The 16000-nt window shown below is 63.8% G+C and carries 21 protein-coding genes; 7 read left to right on the forward strand and 14 right to left on the reverse strand.

What is annotated here, in order from left to right; genetic code table 11:
- Position 1 precedes the first annotated feature (1 nt).
- Together ACHL_RS13390 and ACHL_RS13395 are read left to right on the forward strand one after the other, a co-directional pair.
- The gene (locus ACHL_RS13390; RefSeq protein ID WP_015937824.1) at positions 2-886 is read left to right on the forward strand and encodes a type II secretion system F family protein; all 885 of its coding nucleotides are present in this window, start codon (positions 2-4) and stop codon (positions 884-886) included.
- A gap of 92 nt (positions 887-978) precedes the next feature.
- Positions 979-1488 (forward strand): hypothetical protein, encoded by a 510-nt coding sequence (locus ACHL_RS13395; RefSeq protein WP_015937825.1) that lies wholly within the window; start codon positions 979-981, stop codon positions 1486-1488.
- On the opposite strand, the gene ACHL_RS13400 is transcribed toward ACHL_RS13395, so the two are convergent.
- The 9 genes from ACHL_RS13400 to ACHL_RS13440 form a co-directional block, all read right to left on the reverse strand.
- Positions 1485-2279 carry a response regulator transcription factor gene (locus tag ACHL_RS13400; RefSeq protein WP_015937826.1) on the reverse strand — a complete coding sequence of 265 codons (795 nt, stop codon included), beginning with the start codon at positions 2277-2279 and terminating at the stop codon, positions 1485-1487. The genes ACHL_RS13395 and ACHL_RS13400 overlap by 4 nt on opposite strands.
- Before the next feature lie 347 nt (positions 2280-2626).
- The gene (gene truA, locus ACHL_RS13405; protein ID WP_015937827.1) at positions 2627-3520 is read right to left on the reverse strand and encodes a tRNA pseudouridine(38-40) synthase TruA; all 894 of its coding nucleotides are present in this window, start codon (positions 3518-3520) and stop codon (positions 2627-2629) included.
- 32 nt (positions 3521-3552) lie between these two features.
- Positions 3553-4125, reverse strand: coding sequence for a 50S ribosomal protein L17 (rplQ, locus tag ACHL_RS13410; RefSeq protein ID WP_015937828.1), 573 nt, complete (start codon positions 4123-4125; stop codon positions 3553-3555).
- Positions 4126-4194: 69 nt separating this feature from the next.
- Positions 4195-5205 (reverse strand): DNA-directed RNA polymerase subunit alpha, encoded by a 1011-nt coding sequence (locus ACHL_RS13415; protein WP_013601812.1) that lies wholly within the window; start codon positions 5203-5205, stop codon positions 4195-4197.
- A gap of 127 nt (positions 5206-5332) precedes the next feature.
- Positions 5333-5734 (reverse strand): 30S ribosomal protein S11, encoded by a 402-nt coding sequence (rpsK, locus tag ACHL_RS13420; RefSeq protein ID WP_009358720.1) that lies wholly within the window; start codon positions 5732-5734, stop codon positions 5333-5335.
- A 54-nt stretch (positions 5735-5788) separates the two neighbouring features.
- A complete protein-coding gene (gene rpsM / locus ACHL_RS13425) occupies positions 5789-6163 on the reverse strand; it encodes a 30S ribosomal protein S13 (protein ID WP_003803743.1) in 375 nt (124 codons plus the stop codon).
- Positions 6164-6348: 185 nt separating this feature from the next.
- A complete protein-coding gene (gene rpmJ / locus ACHL_RS13430; protein WP_009358722.1) occupies positions 6349-6462 on the reverse strand; it encodes a 50S ribosomal protein L36 in 114 nt (37 codons plus the stop codon).
- A gap of 69 nt (positions 6463-6531) precedes the next feature.
- Positions 6532-6753 carry a translation initiation factor IF-1 gene (gene infA / locus ACHL_RS13435; protein WP_009358723.1) on the reverse strand — a complete coding sequence of 74 codons (222 nt, stop codon included), beginning with the start codon at positions 6751-6753 and terminating at the stop codon, positions 6532-6534.
- 167 nt (positions 6754-6920) lie between these two features.
- On the reverse strand, positions 6921-7889 hold the full coding sequence (locus ACHL_RS13440; RefSeq protein WP_015937829.1) for a P1 family peptidase: 969 nt from the start codon (positions 7887-7889) through the stop codon (positions 6921-6923).
- Positions 7890-8065: 176 nt separating this feature from the next.
- On the opposite strand from ACHL_RS13440, the gene ACHL_RS13445 reads away from it, so the two are divergent.
- The 5 genes from ACHL_RS13445 to ACHL_RS13465 all read left to right on the forward strand — a co-directional run bounded on the left by ACHL_RS13445 (position 8066) and on the right by ACHL_RS13465 (position 12216).
- A complete protein-coding gene (locus tag ACHL_RS13445) occupies positions 8066-9028 on the forward strand; it encodes a carbohydrate ABC transporter permease (protein ID WP_015937830.1) in 963 nt (320 codons plus the stop codon).
- Entirely contained in the window at positions 9025-9939 is a 915-nt protein-coding gene (locus tag ACHL_RS13450; protein ID WP_015937831.1) for a carbohydrate ABC transporter permease, read from the forward strand. The genes ACHL_RS13445 and ACHL_RS13450 overlap by 4 nt, the downstream gene beginning before the upstream one ends.
- A 106-nt stretch (positions 9940-10045) precedes the next feature.
- Positions 10046-11404, forward strand: a complete 1359-nt coding sequence (locus ACHL_RS13455; protein ID WP_244266467.1) for an ABC transporter substrate-binding protein — start codon at positions 10046-10048, stop codon at positions 11402-11404.
- A 96-nt stretch (positions 11405-11500) separates the two neighbouring features.
- A complete protein-coding gene (locus tag ACHL_RS13460) occupies positions 11501-11992 on the forward strand; it encodes a DUF2975 domain-containing protein (RefSeq protein WP_015937833.1) in 492 nt (163 codons plus the stop codon).
- Entirely contained in the window at positions 11992-12216 is a 225-nt protein-coding gene (locus tag ACHL_RS13465) for a helix-turn-helix domain-containing protein (RefSeq protein ID WP_015937834.1), read from the forward strand. Before ACHL_RS13460 ends, ACHL_RS13465 begins: the two co-directional genes overlap by 1 nt.
- 72 nt (positions 12217-12288) lie before the next feature.
- On the opposite strand, the gene map is transcribed toward ACHL_RS13465, so the two are convergent.
- The 5 genes from map to rpmD all read right to left on the reverse strand — a co-directional run bounded on the left by map (position 12289) and on the right by rpmD (position 15998).
- Entirely contained in the window at positions 12289-13116 is an 828-nt protein-coding gene (gene map, locus ACHL_RS13470) for a type I methionyl aminopeptidase (protein WP_015937835.1), read from the reverse strand.
- Positions 13117-13188: 72 nt separating this feature from the next.
- Positions 13189-13758: an adenylate kinase gene (locus ACHL_RS13475; RefSeq protein ID WP_171908938.1), complete on the reverse strand. Its 570-nt coding sequence runs from the start codon at positions 13756-13758 to the stop codon at positions 13189-13191.
- A 5-nt stretch (positions 13759-13763) separates the two neighbouring features.
- A complete protein-coding gene (gene secY / locus ACHL_RS13480) occupies positions 13764-15074 on the reverse strand; it encodes a preprotein translocase subunit SecY (protein ID WP_015937837.1) in 1311 nt (436 codons plus the stop codon).
- Between the two features lie 231 nt (positions 15075-15305).
- Complete coding sequence (rplO, locus tag ACHL_RS13485; RefSeq protein WP_015937838.1) at positions 15306-15791, reverse strand: 50S ribosomal protein L15; 486 nt, start codon at positions 15789-15791, stop codon at positions 15306-15308.
- Complete coding sequence (rpmD, locus tag ACHL_RS13490) at positions 15792-15998, reverse strand: 50S ribosomal protein L30 (protein WP_015937839.1); 207 nt, start codon at positions 15996-15998, stop codon at positions 15792-15794.
- Positions 15999-16000: the final 2 nt, after the last annotated feature.

Raw genomic sequence — 16000 nt, forward strand, 5'->3', positions numbered from 1 at the left:
CATGAACCCGACAATCCTCCTCTCCCTGCTCCTGGTCTGCGTCCCCCTCGGCATCGTCGCCTGGTTCGTCCTCACGGTCGACCGGCAGGGCCGTGCCGCCGTCACCAACCTTTTGGCGCGCGGAGCAGCGCCCACTGCTCGTGCCACAGACTACAAACCCAGTGTCCTGGAAGGAGTTGGCAGGCGCCTGACTCCCCCCACGTATGTGGCATTCCTGGACCGGCTGCTCGCGCTGGCCGGCCGCCCGGCATCCATGCCGCTGGGTAAGGTCCTGGGGACCAAGCTCGCTCTGGGGCTGGCCGGCGTGGGTCTCGGCCTCCATCTGACCGCTATTGGCAGCACTCCCCTGATGAAGCTGGCCGGCCTCTTTGTTTTGTTCCTGGGGTACTTCATCCCGGATCTCCTCCTCTACAGCAAGGGCCAGGAGCGCCAGAAGACAATGCAGCTGGAACTGGCCAATACGCTGGACCAGATGCTGATCTCGGTGGAGGCGGGCCTCGGTTTCGAGGGGGCCATGGCCAGGGCCGGCGATAACGGCAACGGACCATTGGCCGAGGAACTGGTGCGCACGCTGCAGGACATGCAGGTGGGACGCAGCCGCCGCGAGTCCTACACGGCGTTGGCGGCGCGGACCAGCATTCCCGAACTCCGCAGTTTCGTGCAGGCGGTGGTCCAGGCGGACACCTACGGCATTGCCATCAGCAGGGTGCTCCGCGTACAGGCCAAGGTCATGCGGGTCAAAAGGCGCCAGCGGGCTGAGGAAAAGGCCATGAAACTGCCCGTGATGATCCTGTTTCCACTGCTCTTCTTCATTTTCCCGGTCCTTTTCATCGCCATTCTGGGCCCGGCCGTCATCAACACCGTGGTCACTTTCACCGGACAATAGCTGCCTCGGAGACTGCTGAAGGATCACGCAAGGTTTACACAGGATCAGCTGAAGTAGAACACCGCAAGAATTCCAGGAAGTAGCCTTGAACAATGCACAGTCACGATTCCGGCTCCAGCGCAGGAGGCCCGGTTCCGGGTCCGCTGCCCGCCGGGATCCCTGCGGACCGGGTCACCGCAGGCGGGAGCATCTCCGAAGGGATGAGCCCGCCAGGCCCGGCGGCTCCTGCCCAGGAATCGGTGGGACTCTTGCCGCTGGTTGACGCCGCTGTGCTGGCGGAACTGGAGGAAGAACTCGCCGGTACCGGCATGGCCCAGCGCTTCGCCCGGGACTACGCCGCCCTGTGGGAGCAGCGCTGCTCCCGCCTTGCGTCCGCAGTTCAACGGCACGACGGCGACTCCGCGCTGGATGCCGCCATCAGCCTGAAGATCAGCTCTGCCATGGTGGGCGGGCTGCGCCTTGCCAGGTTGGCTGAGCTGCTCGAAGCCATGATCCGCAGCGGTGACTTCAGCCAGGGCAAGGTGCTGATGGAATGGGTTGCCCAGGACGGCAGCCTGACCGTCACTGAACTCCGCAGCACGTACATTCTGGAAACCGGCTAGGACACCCCGGGCTGCCTGGCTGGCGCCAGCCGGTAACCAACCCCGCGGACTGTCTGCAGCCATCGGGGCGCCACTTGGTCTTCCTTCAGCTTCCGGCGCAGGTTTCCGACGTGGACCTCGACGGCCCGTTCGTCCGATTCGCTGATGTAAGCGTCCTCGTCGTAGTACTCCCCCCGGACCGCCCGGACCAGGTCCGGCCGCGTGCACACGGCACCGCCGCCCTTCAGCAGCACGTGCAGCAGGTCGAATTCGCTGCGGGTGAGGGCCAGTTGTCCACCATCGACCTCCACGGTGCGGGTGCGCGTGTTCAATACCAGCCCGTTGTGCTGCAGGACCCCAGGGTTCTGCTGGTGCATTACCGGGACAGCTACAGGCGGTGCCCACATGGTGGGGGCCGATTTGTGTGCACCGATCTCTTGCCTCGGCCTGCGCATCATGGCCGAGACCCTGGCCCGCAGTTCCCTGGGCCTGAACGGCTTGGCGATGTAGTCATCCGCCCCGGCATTCAGCGCGGAGAGCAGGTCCGGTTCCTCTGTCCTGCCGGTCAGCATAACCACGTATGCGTTACTGAAATGCCGGATGCGCCGGAGAACTTCAAATCCGTCAATGTCCGGCAAACCGATGTCCAGCGTGACCACGCTTGCCTGTTTGCTGCGGACCACTTCCACCCCGGCACGCCCGTCATTTGCCGTATGCACCTCGAAGCCTGCCTGGCTGAGAACCCCCTCCAGGAGGTTCCGCACATCCGCATCATCTTCGATTACTACAGCCACACCTAGTTCGTCGTCCATTACTGTCCCTGAGCCAGGCGGAGATGGCCCCCCTCATCGGCCCAGCGCCAATGCCACACCCGCTCCAACCATTTATACGCTACTAGTAAGTCCAGCTGATGACATCCCCCTCAATACTGGTATTCGAAAGTCAATTATTATGACAAGACGTGTGCATTACCGGCGGGAAAGGGCCTGGTTACCGGTTGGACGGAGGAAATTCGGTGGCCCATTGTGCCCTCGCCGGGACGGTATTCGGGGGAGCCTAGACACCTTTTAGGGCTGATTCCCTGTTCCAGCGCGGGCCGCACGCGTCTTCCGGGCCCACGCCTTACGGGATGCACTTGCCACGCTTGCGAGGGTGGGGATCAGTGTTCCCGTCGTGCCCGGGTGAGTTCAGCACGGGCGAGCAGTTCCGTGTCTGAAGGGTAAGCGACTTCCTCGAACACCAGGGGATGCGGGGCGGCCAGCACGGACTTGGCATCACGCTTTTGGGCCAGCAGGCGCTCATACAGCCACCCGGGTTCCACGGTGCCCTCCCCCACGTACAGGGCGGAGCCGATCAGGGCCCGGACCATGTTGTGGCAGAAGGCGTCCGCCTGCACTGTGGCCACGATGGCGCCATCCTCAGCGCGGGCAAATTCGAAGCGCTGCAGTTCCCTGATGGTGGTGGCACCTTCACGGGGCTTGCAGAAGGACAGGAAGTTCTGCAGGCCCAGGAGCCGTGCGGCCCCCTGGTTCAGCAGCTCCACATCCAGCGGATTCTTGTGCCACAGCGTGAACGCGCGCTCCAGCGGATCCCACAGCGCCGGGCCGTCAGCGATCCGGTAGCTGTAGCGTCGCCACAGCGCGGAGAACCGCGCATCAAAACCGTCAGGTGCCGGTGCGATTCCGCGGACCTGCACCGCGCCCGTCAGGTCCCCCAGCACACGGTTCAGTGCCCCGCGAAGCCTGCGCGTCATCGCAGTGGCGGGGTCGAGTTCGTGCCCCCGGGCCATCCCGAGCCACTCGCTTTCCGCAAGGTCGAGGTGGACTACCTGGCCTCGGGCATGCACCCCGGCATCTGTCCGGCCGGCGACGGTCACCCGCAGGGGACGCCGGACCAGCAGCTCGAGGGCCTCTTCGAGCGTGCCCTGGACCGTCCGGCGCCCCGGCTGGACGGCCCACCCGCTGAAGGGGCCGCCGTCGTACGAAAGATCAAGCCGGATACGCAAAAACCCGCCGCCCCCCAATACGGGGGCCGCGGGTTTTTGGTGGTTCATAGACTCAAGTCTATGCGAAGAAAATCAGCGAATTACTTCGCGTCCTTCTCTTCGGCGGGAGCTTCCTCAGCGGCCGGAGCCTCTTCAGCAGCAGCTTCTTCGGTAGCGGTCTCCTCAGCGGCCGGAGCCTCTTCGGTGGCAGCTTCCTCAGCAGCGGGAGCCTCTTCAGCGGGAGCTTCCTCGGCAGCCGGAGCAGCCTTTGCAGCAGCCTGGGTAGCCTCGGCTACAACGGCCTGCTTGGCGGAAACCGGCTCAAGAACCAGCTCGATGACAGCCATGGGAGCGTTGTCGCCCTTGCGGTTGCCGATCTTGGTGATGCGGGTGTAGCCACCGTCGCGGTTCTCCACTGCCTGGGCAATGTCGGTGAACAGCTCGTGGACGACGCCCTTGTTGCTGATCAGGCCGAGAACCCGGCGGCGGGAAGCGAGGTCGCCGCGCTTGGCGAAGGTGACAAGGCGCTCTGCGTACGGCTTCAGGCGCTTGGCCTTGGTCACCGTGGTGGTGATCCGCTTGTGCTCGAACAGTGCTGCTGCCAGGTTCGCGAGCATGAGGCGCTCGTGAGCCGGGCCGCCGCCGAGGCGCGGACCCTTAGTGGGGGTAGGCATAATTGTTTCTCCTCATGTGGAAGCCGTTGGGCGGCACACCGTGGTGCTGCCCGCCGGCCAAGGTCTGGTTTAGAGTTCGTCGTCGCCGAAAGCGGCGTCGTCCTCTTCGATTGCTGCGGCGCGTGCTGCGAGGTCAAAACCGGGAGGCGAGTCCTTGAGGGACAGGCCCAGTTCAACCAGCTTTGCCTTGACCTCGTCAATGGACTTGGCACCGAAGTTGCGGATGTCCATCAGGTCAGCCTCGGAGCGGGCAACGAGTTCACCCACGGTGTGGATGCCCTCACGCTTGAGGCAGTTGTAGGAACGGACGGTGAGGTCCAGATCCTCGATCGGCAGTGCCATGTCGGCTGCCAGGGCAGCGTCGGTGGGCGACGGGCCGATCTCGATACCTTCAGCTGCGGTGTTCAGCTCACGGGCCAGACCGAACAGTTCCACCAGGGTGGTACCTGCGGAAGCAACAGCATCGCGCGGGGCGATGGCCTGCTTGGTCTCGACATCGACAATCAGCTTGTCGAAGTCGGTGCGCTGCTCAACACGGGTTGCTTCCACGCGGAAAGTAACCTTCAGCACCGGCGAGTAGATGGAGTCGACCGGAATACGGCCGATCTCTGCGTCGCCGGACTTGTTCTGAGCTGCCGAAACGTAGCCGCGGCCGCGCTCGATGGTCAGTTCGAGTTCGAACTTGCCCTTCGAGTTCAGCGTGGCAATGTGCAGATCCGGGTTGTGGAATTCGACGCCGGCCGGCGGAGCGATGTCCGCGGCGGTGACGACTCCGGGGCCCTGCTTGCGCAGGTAAGCCACAACAGGCTCGTCGTGCTCGGAGGAAACCGACAGGCTCTTGATGTTCAGGATGATCTCAGTGACATCTTCCTTGACACCCGGAACCGTGGTGAACTCGTGCAGCACGCCATCGATCCGGATGCTGGTTACAGCGGCACCGGGGATGGAGGAGAGCAGGGTACGGCGGAGGGAGTTTCCGAGGGTGTAGCCGAAGCCCGGTTCCAGCGGTTCGATGATGAAACGCGAACGGTTTTCGGAGACTACCTCTTCGGAGAGGGTGGGGCGCTGTGCAATGAGCACTTAGGTTTCCTTTCGGCGAGCATCCGCTATATGACGCAACACAGGTGGTGGAAATTCGGTCTGAGACTTAACGCGCTGGGCTTGCCCGGCCCATTCCTGGTCCGGGCAAGCTCTGCGGCAGAAAGACTTAGACGCGGCGGCGCTTCGGCGGGCGGCAGCCGTTGTGCGCTGCGGGGGTGACGTCCTGGATGGAGCCAACCTCGAGGCCTGCGGCCTGCAGCGAACGGATTGCGGTTTCGCGTCCGGAACCCGGTCCCTTGACGAAAACGTCTACCTTGCGCATGCCGTGCTCCTGCGCACGCTTTGCGGCGGCTTCGGCAGCCATCTGGGCAGCGAACGGGGTGGACTTACGCGAGCCCTTGAAGCCAACCTCACCAGAGGAAGCCCAGGAAATAACAGCGCCGGTCGGATCCGTGATGGAAACGATGGTGTTGTTAAAGGTGCTCTTGATGTGCGCCTGGCCGAGCGCGATATTCTTCTTGTCCTTCTTACGCGGCTTGCGGACGGCGCCACGAGTCTTTGGGGGCATTTCTTCTCCTACAGAAAGTTATTGGGGAAAGCTCCGTTAATCCCGACGGGGATTTTAACGGGCCTTCTTCTTGCCGGCGACGGTACGCTTCGGGCCCTTGCGGGTACGGGCGTTGGTCTTCGTACGCTGACCGCGTACGGGCAGGCCCTTGCGGTGGCGCAGGCCTTCGTAGCTGCCGATTTCAACCTTGCGGCGGATATCAGCTGCTACTTCGCGGCGAAGGTCACCCTCAACCTTGTAGTTGCCTTCGATGTAGTCACGCAGCTCAACCAGCTGGGCATCGGTCAGGTCCTTGACGCGAACGTCAGCGCTGATGCCAGTGGCGGCCAGGGTTTCGTGTGCACGGGTCTTGCCCACGCCGTAGATGTAAGTAAGCGCAATTTCCAGCCGCTTTTCGCGGGGAATGTCTACGCCAGCGAGACGAGCCATAGTGGCGGTACTCCTTGAATAAACCGGAGGTCGTAGGCAGTACACCCGCACGTTACGTACGGCCCCAGCCTCCGACCGGGGGTTAGCTGTCCAGACTCGTTAGAGCTCAATGTTCCAGATCAGCTTGTGCTGCCTTTATTTACTTGCGTGGGTTAGCAACCCAGGGTTTCCTTCAGGGAAGGAAATTAGCCCTGGCGCTGCTTGTGGCGCGGGTTCTCGCAGATCACCATGACCCGGCCGTTACGGCGGATCACTTTGCACTTTTCGCAGATCTGCTTGACGCTCGGCTTGACCTTCATGGCATTCCTTTGCGTGTGGCAGTGGTCAACTGGAGCGGCCTTCAGTTCGCACTGAAGCCGCCCAGCAATTTACTTGTAGCGGTAGACGATACGACCACGGGTGAGGTCGTACGGGCTCAGCTCCACCACTACGCGGTCCTCCGGGAGGATCCTGATGTAGTGCTGACGCATCTTTCCAGAGATGTGTGCCAGAACGATGTGCTTGTTGGTGAGCTCAACGCGAAACATCGCGTTAGGCAGCGCCTCGGTCACAACGCCTTCGATCTCAATGACCCCGTCCTTCTTGGCCATACCCTCCGCTAACTGTTGTTGCCGCAGCCCTGCCGGATTGCACCGGCCATGGCCACGAACGTTTTTGTTGGATCGATTGTCCTCAGCGGGCCCAAAAGGGCGTACCAGTCCAGACAACCAACAAGCAACACTACGCCATTTGGCAGCGAAAGTTAAATCCAGCCATGCTAGCGCATCTGCCCGCCGTACGCACCATAATCACCCGCCGAAGTGCTGACCGGTTCCGCGTGTGCCACACCGTCCAGGATGGCTTGGCGTACGACGTCGGCTGCCGCACTTTGCAGGGTCACCAGGCTTAGTTGCCGGGCGGCTTCGTCCGCGCGGTCCAGGGCCACGGCGCCGGTGGCGAGGCAGAACACAGTGTCGCCGTCCGCCAGGGTGTGCGAAGGATTGAGGGCCCGCGCGATCCCGGCATGGGACGCGGCAGCCGTCCGCTTGCACTCCGCCACATCCAGCACGGCGTTGGTGGCCACCACGACGATGGTGGTGTTCAGGGGCAGGTGATCGGACGTGCCGTCCCGTTGATTGAGCCTGTTGAAATCCCCTTGGGTTTCGCTTGGCCCGCCCACCGGCAGGCCCAACGCATTCACCACGGCCAGCGCGCCGACTACCACCCCGTTGTCGAGCGTGACCGACGCCGTCCCAACCCCGCCCTTGACCTGTCCCCTGCCAATGAGTGCTCCGGCGCCGGCTCCGACGTTGCCGCGGCCCACGTCGTGCCCTTCCGTTTGCGCCGCAGCGGCGGCGGCAGCCTCGTAGCCCATCTCCGGCGTCGGACGCGCCGCAAAGTCGCCGCCCCGGCCCAGGTCGAAGATCGCGGCGGCCGGGACGATGGGCACCACTCCCCCGGGCACGGCGAAACCGCGGCCATTCTCCTCGCACCAGCGCTGCGCCCCGACGGCGGAGGCCAGGCCGTAGGCGCTGCCCCCGGCCAGCACTACCGCATCCACCTGGCGGACCAGGGTGGTGGGGTCCAAAGCGTCGGTCTCGTGCGTCGCGGGGCCGCCGCCCTGGACGTCCACCGAACCCACGGTCCCGACGGGCGGCAGCACCACCGTCACTCCCGTCAGCCAGCCGTCACCGGTTTTGTGGACATGGCCTACCCGGATACCGGGCACATCCGTCAAAGATCCCATGCACCCAATTCTGCGCCTTCACCTGCGCAAACAGCATGGAAACGGCAACCGAAGGCTCGGCCAACAGTTCGTGCCCGGGCCGCTTTTCGGGCTTCCCGCCGGTGGCCGTGTGGTGGAGTGAGAGTCGACTTCCTGACCGTGTGCCTGCTCCCAGGCCCCCTTTCCAGAAGAGACCCATGACTACTTCCCTCGCCGGGTCCAGGACAGACCTGCCCGCCGAACCGCCGGCCAGCCCTGCCGGATCCGTTCCCCGCCGCCGCTGGTCCGCCAGGTCCCGCCGGGACTTCTTCGTCTTCCTGGCCCTCGCGTTCCCTAACCTGCTGCTGATCGGCACTTTCACGTACCTGCCGCTGATCAACAACATCTACTACTCCACGCTGAACTGGACGCTGGGCTCAGCGTCCGCCACCGTCGTCGGCCTGGAGAACTACCTGACGTTCTTCACCAGCGCGGACGCCGGAAAGGTGCTGGGCACCACCGCGATCTTCACCGCCACCACCGTGGCCGGATCAATGGTCCTGGGGCTGTTGGTGGCCCTGGCACTCAACAGCAAGGTGCGAGGCACTACGTTCGCCCGGGCGGCAGTGTTCGCCCCGTACGTGCTCTCCGGCGTGGGTGTGGGCCTGGTGTGGCTGTTCATTTTCGACCCCGGCTACGGCGTCCTGTCCTGGATCCTCCGCGGGCTGGGCCAGCAGAGCCCCCAATGGATCAACGATCCGCAACTCTCCCTGGCCATGGTGATCCTGGTCTACGTGTGGAAAAACCTGGGCTACTGCGCTGTCGTATTCCTCGCGGGGCTGCAGTCACTGCCGAAGGACGTTATGGAGGCGGCCTCCCTGGACGGCGCGGGCCGTTTCCGGCGCTTCGCCAGCATCTCAATTCCCCTGCTGTCCCCCACCACGTTCTTCCTGCTCATCACCACCATGCTCAGCTCGCTCCAGGCGTTCGACCTCATCCGCATCATGACACCGCTGGGCTCCGGCACCAGCACACTGATCTACGAGGCCTACCTGCAGGCGTTCGGCGCCTACAACCGCGCCGGCTACTCGGCCGCCATCTCCGTCGTGCTGTTCGTGATCCTCCTGGTCATCACTGTGCTGCAGCTCCGCTTTGTCGAAAAGAAGGTGCACTACTCATGACCGCGCCCACGGCTCCTGCCGCAACAGAGACGAGCCAGGCGCACGACGGCGGCACCCCGCCCCGGGCGCACGCCTTCAGCCGGCAAAACCTCACCGCCACCCTGCTCGCCGGATACCTGCCGCTGGCGGCCGCCGTCCTGGTGGTGTTCCTGCCGCTGCTGTGGATGGTCCTCAGCTCGTTCAAGCAGCCCGGCGAAATTGTCACCCTGGACCTCAAGGTCCTGCCCGAAAGCCTCAACCTCGAGAACTACCGCGTGGCAATGACCACCGTTCCGTTCGGACAGTTCTTCCTCAACAGCACGGTGGTCACCGTGGTTGGTTCCAGCATCAAGGTACTGCTGGCCATCCTCACGGCCTACGCGCTGGTGTTCGTCCGGTTCCCGTTCAAGAAGCTGATCTTCGTGCTGATCCTCGTGGCCCTCATGGTTCCCGCGCAGGTGTCCATCCTGCCCAACTACATCCTGGTGGCCGGGATGGGTGGGAAGAACACCCTGTGGGGCATCATCCTTCCCGGCCTTGGCACAGCGTTCGGGACCTTCCTGCTGCGCCAGCACTTCCTGACGCTGCCCGCGTCCATCCTCGAGGCAGCCGAGATTGACGGCGCCGGCCACTGGCGGCGGCTGTGGCAGGTGGTGGCCCCGGTGTCCCTGCCCTCAATTGCCACGGTGGCCCTGGTGACGGTGGTCAGTGAGTGGAATGACTACATCTGGCCGCTGATCATCACGGACAAGCCCGAAAGCATGACGCTGCCAGTGGGCCTCACCCTGCTGCAGAACTCGGAAGGCAACGGTGCCGGCTGGGGGATCATGATGGCTGGCGCGGTGCTGGTCATCCTGCCTATCCTCGTGGTCTTCGCCATGCTGCAACGCTACATCGTTGCCGGCCTGACGCAGGGTAGCGTCACCGGCTGATCCCGCCGGCCTCCCGCCGTCGTCCCCTCTTCTTTCCTCCTCCGCATCAAGCCGGCTGATGGGCTGCGCCCGCAGTACCCCACCGGCACCACAGAAAGGCACAACCTTGGCACGAAATATCCTCACCTCCCCGGTGGGCCGGCGGCTCTTCCTCTCCCTGGCCGGCGCCGGGGCGGGCGCGGCGGCCCTCACCGCGTGCGGCGGTCCCTCCACGTCGGCGGGCTCCGAACAGACCACCGCGGCGCTTGACTTCGACGGCGTGAAGCCCGCCGCATCATTCGACTTCTGGTCCAACCACCCCGGCAAGTCGCAGGACGTGGAGAAGAGCATCATCGCGAAGTTTGAGGCCAAAAACCCTGGCATCAAGGTCAACCTGGTCACGGCCGGTGCGAACTATGAGGAGATTGCCCAGAAGTTCCAGACCGCACAGGCCGCCAAATCGGGCCTTCCCGCGCTGGTGGTCCTCTCCGACGTGTGGTGGTTCCGCTACTACCTGAACGAAAGCATCATTCCGCTGGACGCCCTCATCAAGCAGCTGGACGTCAAGCTGGACGATTTCCGTACGTCGCTGGTGGACGACTACAAATACGACGGCCAGCAGTGGGCGCTCCCCTATGGCCGTTCCACCCCGCTGTTCTACTACAACAAAGACCACTTCGCGGCCGCCGGCCTTCCGGACCGCGCGCCCGCCACCTGGCAGGAATTCGCCGAGTGGGCGCCGAAGCTCAAGGCAGCCACCGGCGCCCAGTACGCCTTCATGCACCCGGCCCTGGCCGGCTACGCTGGCTGGACCCTGCAGAACAACCTGTGGGGCGAGGGCGGCGGCTGGTCCAAGGACTGGGACATCACGTGCGACTCGCCCGAGTCGGTAGCCGCGCTCCAGGCGGTGCAGGACTCGGTCTACAAGGACAGCTGGGCCGGGGTGTCCTCGAAGGAGTCTGCTGACGACTTCGCTGCGGGCCTCGCATCGGCCACTCTGTCCTCCACGGGCTCGCTCATCGGCATTCTGAAATCTGCCTCTTTCAACGTGGGCGTCGGATTCCTGCCGGGCGGCTCCAAAGCCAAGACAGGCGTGTGCCCCACCGGCGGGGCGGGCCTGGGCATCCCCAGCGGCGTGACCCGCGAAGAACAGCTCGCAGCCGCAATGTTCCTCCAGTTCGTCACCGAACCGGAGAACACCGCTGAGTTCTCCGCTGCCACCGGCTACATGCCCACGCGCACGTCAGCGGACATGACCGCGGTGCTTGCCAAGACACCACAGATCAAGACTGCCATGGACCAGCTGGCCGTCACCCGCGTCCAGGACAACGCCCGCGCGTTCCTGCCCGGCGCCGACCAGGAAATGGCCAAGGCCGCCGCGAAGATCCTCACCCAGCAGGCCGATGTCAAAGCCACCATGACGGAGCTGAAGGCCACCCTTGAGGGCCTGTACACCAAGGATGTGAAGCCCAAGCTGAAGGCATAGGACCCGGCGCGGACCGGTTCGCGCAGAGATCGGCCGGTTGTTTAACCTATCGATAAACAATAGAATTTTCCTGATATTCGATATTAGGAGATTTTCGTGGGAAGACTGACCGTCCTCGCCCTGCGCGTTGTCATTGCGCTGGTTCTTGCTGGCTCGTTGTTTGTTCAGGTGCGGATGGTCCCGCTGCTGTCCGTGGACCTGCAGGAGGCAGGCGCCCCTGACGGTCCACGGACGGCCCTGCTCATCATCGTGGTCCTCGGCATCGCGTGCGTGCAGGTCACGGCGGTCTGTGTCTGGCGCCTGCTGACCATGGTGCGGCGAGGCAATGTGTTCTCCCACGGAGCCTTCAGGTTCGTGGACGTGATTTTCGCGGCCATCTCCGCAGCAGCGGTACTGGTGTTCGGGATTGCCGTCCTGCTGGCGCCGGGAGATGTCGCCCCCGGAGTCGTCCTGCTGATCTGCGGCGCTGCTCTCATGGTGGGCGGCGTGGCCCTGCTTGTCCTGGTGCTGCGCACGCTGCTGGCCCAGGCCGTGGCCCGCGACGCAGAGGCGAAGCACCTGCGCTCCGAACTCGATGAGGTGATCTGATGGCCATCATCGTGGATATCGATGTGGTGCTCGCCAAACGCAAGATGCCGGTGGGCGTGCTGGCCGAGCGCATCGGAATCACTCCCGCCAACCTGGCCGTACTCAAGAACGGCAGGGCCAAGGCAGTGCGTTTCACCACCCTTGAGGCGCTGTGCGAGGTCCTGGAGTGCCAGCCGGGCGAACTGCTGCGGTGGGAACCGGACGGCACTGGGGCCGGAGGTTGAGCTTGTCGAAACCCCGCCAGATTTCGACAAGCTCAATCACCGATCGAGAGGTTCAAGCTCAATCACCGCACCCTACGGAATCGGCACCGGGGTGACGCCGAGGGGAACAAGGTGCTCCGCACCGCCGTCGGGCGCCGAAAGCACCCAGATGCCCTTCTCGTGGACCGCGACGGAATGTTCCCACTGGCAGGAGCGCTTGCCATCAGTGGTCACCACAGTCCAGTCATCGTCGAGGACGGCGGTTTCGATGCCGCCCCGGACGAGCATGGGTTCGATGGCCAGGCACAGGCCCGGCTTGATCTTGGGCCCGCGGTGGTTGGTGCGGTAGTTCAGTACATCCGGTGCCATGTGCATCTCAGACCCGATGCCGTGCCCCACATAGTCCTCAAGGATGCCCAGCGGCTTCCCGGACACTGACGACACGTAGTCGTCAATGGCGGCGCCGATGTCGCCCACGTGGGACCCGGTGGCCACCGCCGCGATCCCCCGCCACATGGCCGCCTGCGTGACGTCGGAGAGGCGCTGGTCCTCCGGGTCGGCAGTACCCACGATGACGGTCCGCGCCGAATCCGAGTGCCACCCGTTGACGATCGCGCCACCGTCGATGGAGATGATGTCGCCGTCCTGAAGGACCCTGCCCCCGGGGATGCCGTGCACCACCTCGTCGTTCACGGATGTGCAGATGGTGGCCGGGAAGCCGTGGTAGCCAAGGAAGTTCGACTTCGCGCCCGCCTCGCTGAGCACGGCGGCGAAGACGTCATCCAGGTGCTTGGTGGTTACGCCGGGGGCTGCCGCAGCCACGGCGGCGTCCAGTGCCTGGCTCAGGACCAGGCCTGCCTCGTGCATGGTGCGCATCTGGGCGTTGTTCTTGAATTCGATGCGGGGCTGGCCGAAGGCCATGGTGTTTCCTTTCAAATGGCTGAGGCTCCTCCCGGGTGCCGGGAGGAGCCTCAAATAAACCAGTGGCCTGGATCAGGCCGCCTGTGCGGCCTTGATGGCCTGCATGACGCGGTCGGTCACTTCGTCGATGGGGCCAATGCCGTCCACCTGGGTGAGGATGCCGCGCTCGGCGTACTTCGCCACCACGGCTTCGGTCTGCTCGTGGTAGAGGTCAAGGCGGTGGCGGATGACGGCTTCGTTGTCGTCGCTCCGGCCCGTTTCCTTGGCCCGGCCCAGGAGGCGGTGCACCAGTTCCTCATCGTCCGCGGTGAGCTGCAGGACGACGTCGAGCTTCTCCTCGTTCTTGGCGAGGATCTCGTCAAGGTAGTCCACCTGGGCGGTAGTGCGGGGGTAGCCGTCCAGCAGGAAGCCGGATTCGACGTCGGACTCGCTGAGGCGGTCGCGGACCATCTTGTTGGTCACGCTGTCCGGAACAAAGTCTCCGTTGTCCATGTACTTCTTGGCCTCGATGCCAAGCGGCGTTTCGCCTTTCACATTGGCACGGAAGATGTCGCCGGTGGAGATTGCCACAACGCCGAGGCGCTCCGAAATCCGCTCAGCCTGCGTTCCTTTTCCGGAACCGGGAGGTCCAATAATCAGCATTCTCGTCATCGCAAAAGCCCTTCGTAGTGACGTTGTTGTAGCTGCGCGTCAATCTGCTTTACGGTCTCCAGGCCAACGCCCACCATGATCAGGATCGAGGTGCCACCGAACGGGAAGTTCTGGTTGGCATTGATCAGGACCAGGGCGACGAGCGGGATCAGTGCCACGAAGCCCAGGTAGAGGGCGCCGGGCAGGGTGATCCTGGAGAGGACGTACTGCAGATAATCAGCCGTCGGCTTGCCTGCCCGGATGCCCGGGATGAAGCCGCCGTACTTCTTCATGTTGTCCGAGACCTCTTCAGGGTTGAAGGTGATCGCGACGTAGAAGTAGGTAAAGAACACGATCAGGGCGAAGTAGATCGCCATGTAGATCGGGTGGTCGCCTCGGGTCAGGTTGTTGTTGATCCATTCAACCCATGGCTGGAGCTGCTCGCCCTGCTTCGGCTGGTTGAACTGTGAGATCAGTCCGGGCAGGTAGAGCATGGAGGAAGCGAAGATCACCGGGATAACGCCGGCCATGTTCACCTTGATGGGAATGTAGGTGCTGGTGCCGCCAACGGTCCGGCGTCCGATCATCCGCTTGGCATACTGCACAGGGACGCGGCGCTGGGACTGTTCAACGAAGACCACCAGGGCCACGGTCAGCAGGCCGACGGCCAGGACGATGAAGAACGTTCCGGGGCCCTGCGAGGTCCAGATGGCGCCCAGGGACGTGGGGAACGTTGCAGCGATCGAGGTGAAGATCAGCAGGGACATGCCGTTGCCGACGCCCTTCTCCGTGACGAGCTCGCCCATCCACATGATCAGGCCGGTGCCGGCCGTGAGCGTGATGATGATCAGGATGGTGGTGATGATGCTTTCATCCGGGATGATCGGCAGCGCACACCCGGGAAGGAGCTGGCCGGAGCGGGCCAGGGACACCAGGGTGGTGGCGTTGAGCAGGCCCAGGGCGATGGTGAGGTACCGGGTGTACTGGGTCAGCTTGGACTGGCCCGAGGCTCCCTCTTCGTACAGCTGCTGGAACCGGGGAATGACCACCCGGAGGAGCTGCACGATGATGCTGGCCGTAATGTACGGCATGATGCCGAGGGCGAAGATGGACACCTGCAGCAGGGCACCGCCGCTGAACAGGTTCACGAGCTGGTACAGCCCACCTGCCGTCTGTCCGTTCTGCAAGCATTGCTGGACATTCTGGTAGTTCACACCAGGCGAGGGAATGAAGGCACCCAAGCGGAAGATGGTGATGATTCCCAGCGTGAACAACAACTTGCGTCGCAGATCAGGCGTGCGAAAGGCCCGGCCAAATGCGCTAAGCAAGCGTCCTCCTGTGGTGTGAAGAAGAGTGGTGTGATGGGGATCTATGAATCCCAACAACCGAGTCTAACGGTTGTATGCGCCATGCGAACAATCCGGGGCAGCGCAACTGCGCCGGATGGCACCGCAAATGCGCCTAATGGAACCCCTTGGCGGATGAAAAAACTCCCGGCGACCAGGGGCCTGGGGCCCCGGTCACCGGGAGTTCAGCTACGGGCTTTCGCCCCACCGTCCTTAGAGGGCGGTGGTGCTTCCGCCTGCAGCAGCAATCTTTTCCGCGGCGCTGGCCGAGAATGCGTGGACGGTGACGTCAACCTTGACGGTGATGTCGCCGGTGCCCAGCACCTTGACGGGCTGGTTCTTGCGAACGGCGCCCTTTTCGACCAGGTTCTCCACGGTGACAGCGCCACCTTCGGGGAACAGTTCGTTGAGCTTGTCCAGGTTTACAACCTGGAACTCAACGCGGAACGGGTTCTTGAAGCCGCGCAGCTTGGGCAGGCGCATGTGCAGCGGCAGCTGGCCGCCGGCAAAGCCAGCCTTTACCTGGTAGCGGGCCTTCGTACCCTTGGTACCGCGACCGGCGGTCTTACCCTTGGATGCCTCGCCACGACCCACGCGGGTCTTGGCGGTCTTGGCACCCTGGGCGGGACGCAGGTGGTGAACCTTCAGGGCGTTCTGCTTCTCAGCAGCCTGACCCTGTTCAGCAGTCTTCTCTGCCATTTACTTCGCCTCCTCAACGTTCACGAGGTGCGGAACCGTGTTGAGCATGCCCACGGTAACGGCGTCGGCGGAACGGACAACGGTGTGTCCGATGCGCTTCAGGCCGAGGGACCGCAGGGTCTCGCGCTGGTTCTGCTTGACGCCAATGACGCCCTTGATCTGGGTGATTTCCAACTTTGCGTCGGAGGGAACCAGGTTCTTAGCCATGG

It is taken from the genome of Pseudarthrobacter chlorophenolicus A6 (genome assembly GCF_000022025.1).
GTDB lineage: Bacteria > Actinomycetota > Actinomycetes > Actinomycetales > Micrococcaceae > Arthrobacter > Arthrobacter chlorophenolicus.

What these genes read in the sequence shown, in the direction of transcription:
- map (WP_015937835.1), bottom strand. Translation starts at nt 13,116, where the DNA reads ATGGCCTTCGGCCAGCCCCGCATCGAATTCAAGAACAACGCCCAGATG.
- rpsK (WP_009358720.1), bottom strand. Translation starts at nt 5,734, where the DNA reads ATGCCCCCAAAGACTCGTGGCGCCGTCCGCAAGCCGCGTAAGAAGGAC.
- truA (WP_015937827.1), bottom strand. Translation starts at nt 3,520, where the DNA reads ATGAACCACCAAAAACCCGCGGCCCCCGTATTGGGGGGCGGCGGGTTT.
- ACHL_RS13465 (WP_015937834.1), top strand. Translation starts at nt 11,992, where the DNA reads ATGGCCATCATCGTGGATATCGATGTGGTGCTCGCCAAACGCAAGATG.
- ACHL_RS13445 (WP_015937830.1), top strand. Translation starts at nt 8,066, where the DNA reads ATGACTACTTCCCTCGCCGGGTCCAGGACAGACCTGCCCGCCGAACCG.
- ACHL_RS13440 (WP_015937829.1), bottom strand. Translation starts at nt 7,889, where the DNA reads ATGGGATCTTTGACGGATGTGCCCGGTATCCGGGTAGGCCATGTCCAC.
- ACHL_RS13475 (WP_171908938.1), bottom strand. Translation starts at nt 13,758, where the DNA reads ATGCTGATTATTGGACCTCCCGGTTCCGGAAAAGGAACGCAGGCTGAG.
- rplQ (WP_015937828.1), bottom strand. Translation starts at nt 4,125, where the DNA reads ATGCCTACCCCCACTAAGGGTCCGCGCCTCGGCGGCGGCCCGGCTCAC.
- rpmD (WP_015937839.1), bottom strand. Translation starts at nt 15,998, where the DNA reads ATGGCTAAGAACCTGGTTCCCTCCGACGCAAAGTTGGAAATCACCCAG.
- rpsM (WP_003803743.1), bottom strand. Translation starts at nt 6,163, where the DNA reads ATGGCTCGTCTCGCTGGCGTAGACATTCCCCGCGAAAAGCGGCTGGAA.
- rpmJ (WP_009358722.1), bottom strand. Translation starts at nt 6,462, where the DNA reads ATGAAGGTCAAGCCGAGCGTCAAGCAGATCTGCGAAAAGTGCAAAGTG.
- ACHL_RS13395 (WP_015937825.1), top strand. Translation starts at nt 979, where the DNA reads ATGCACAGTCACGATTCCGGCTCCAGCGCAGGAGGCCCGGTTCCGGGT.
- rplO (WP_015937838.1), bottom strand. Translation starts at nt 15,791, where the DNA reads ATGGCAGAGAAGACTGCTGAACAGGGTCAGGCTGCTGAGAAGCAGAAC.
- infA (WP_009358723.1), bottom strand. Translation starts at nt 6,753, where the DNA reads ATGGCCAAGAAGGACGGGGTCATTGAGATCGAAGGCGTTGTGACCGAG.
- ACHL_RS13450 (WP_015937831.1), top strand. Translation starts at nt 9,025, where the DNA reads ATGACCGCGCCCACGGCTCCTGCCGCAACAGAGACGAGCCAGGCGCAC.
- ACHL_RS13390 (WP_015937824.1), top strand. Translation starts at nt 2, where the DNA reads ATGAACCCGACAATCCTCCTCTCCCTGCTCCTGGTCTGCGTCCCCCTC.
- ACHL_RS13400 (WP_015937826.1), bottom strand. Translation starts at nt 2,279, where the DNA reads ATGGACGACGAACTAGGTGTGGCTGTAGTAATCGAAGATGATGCGGAT.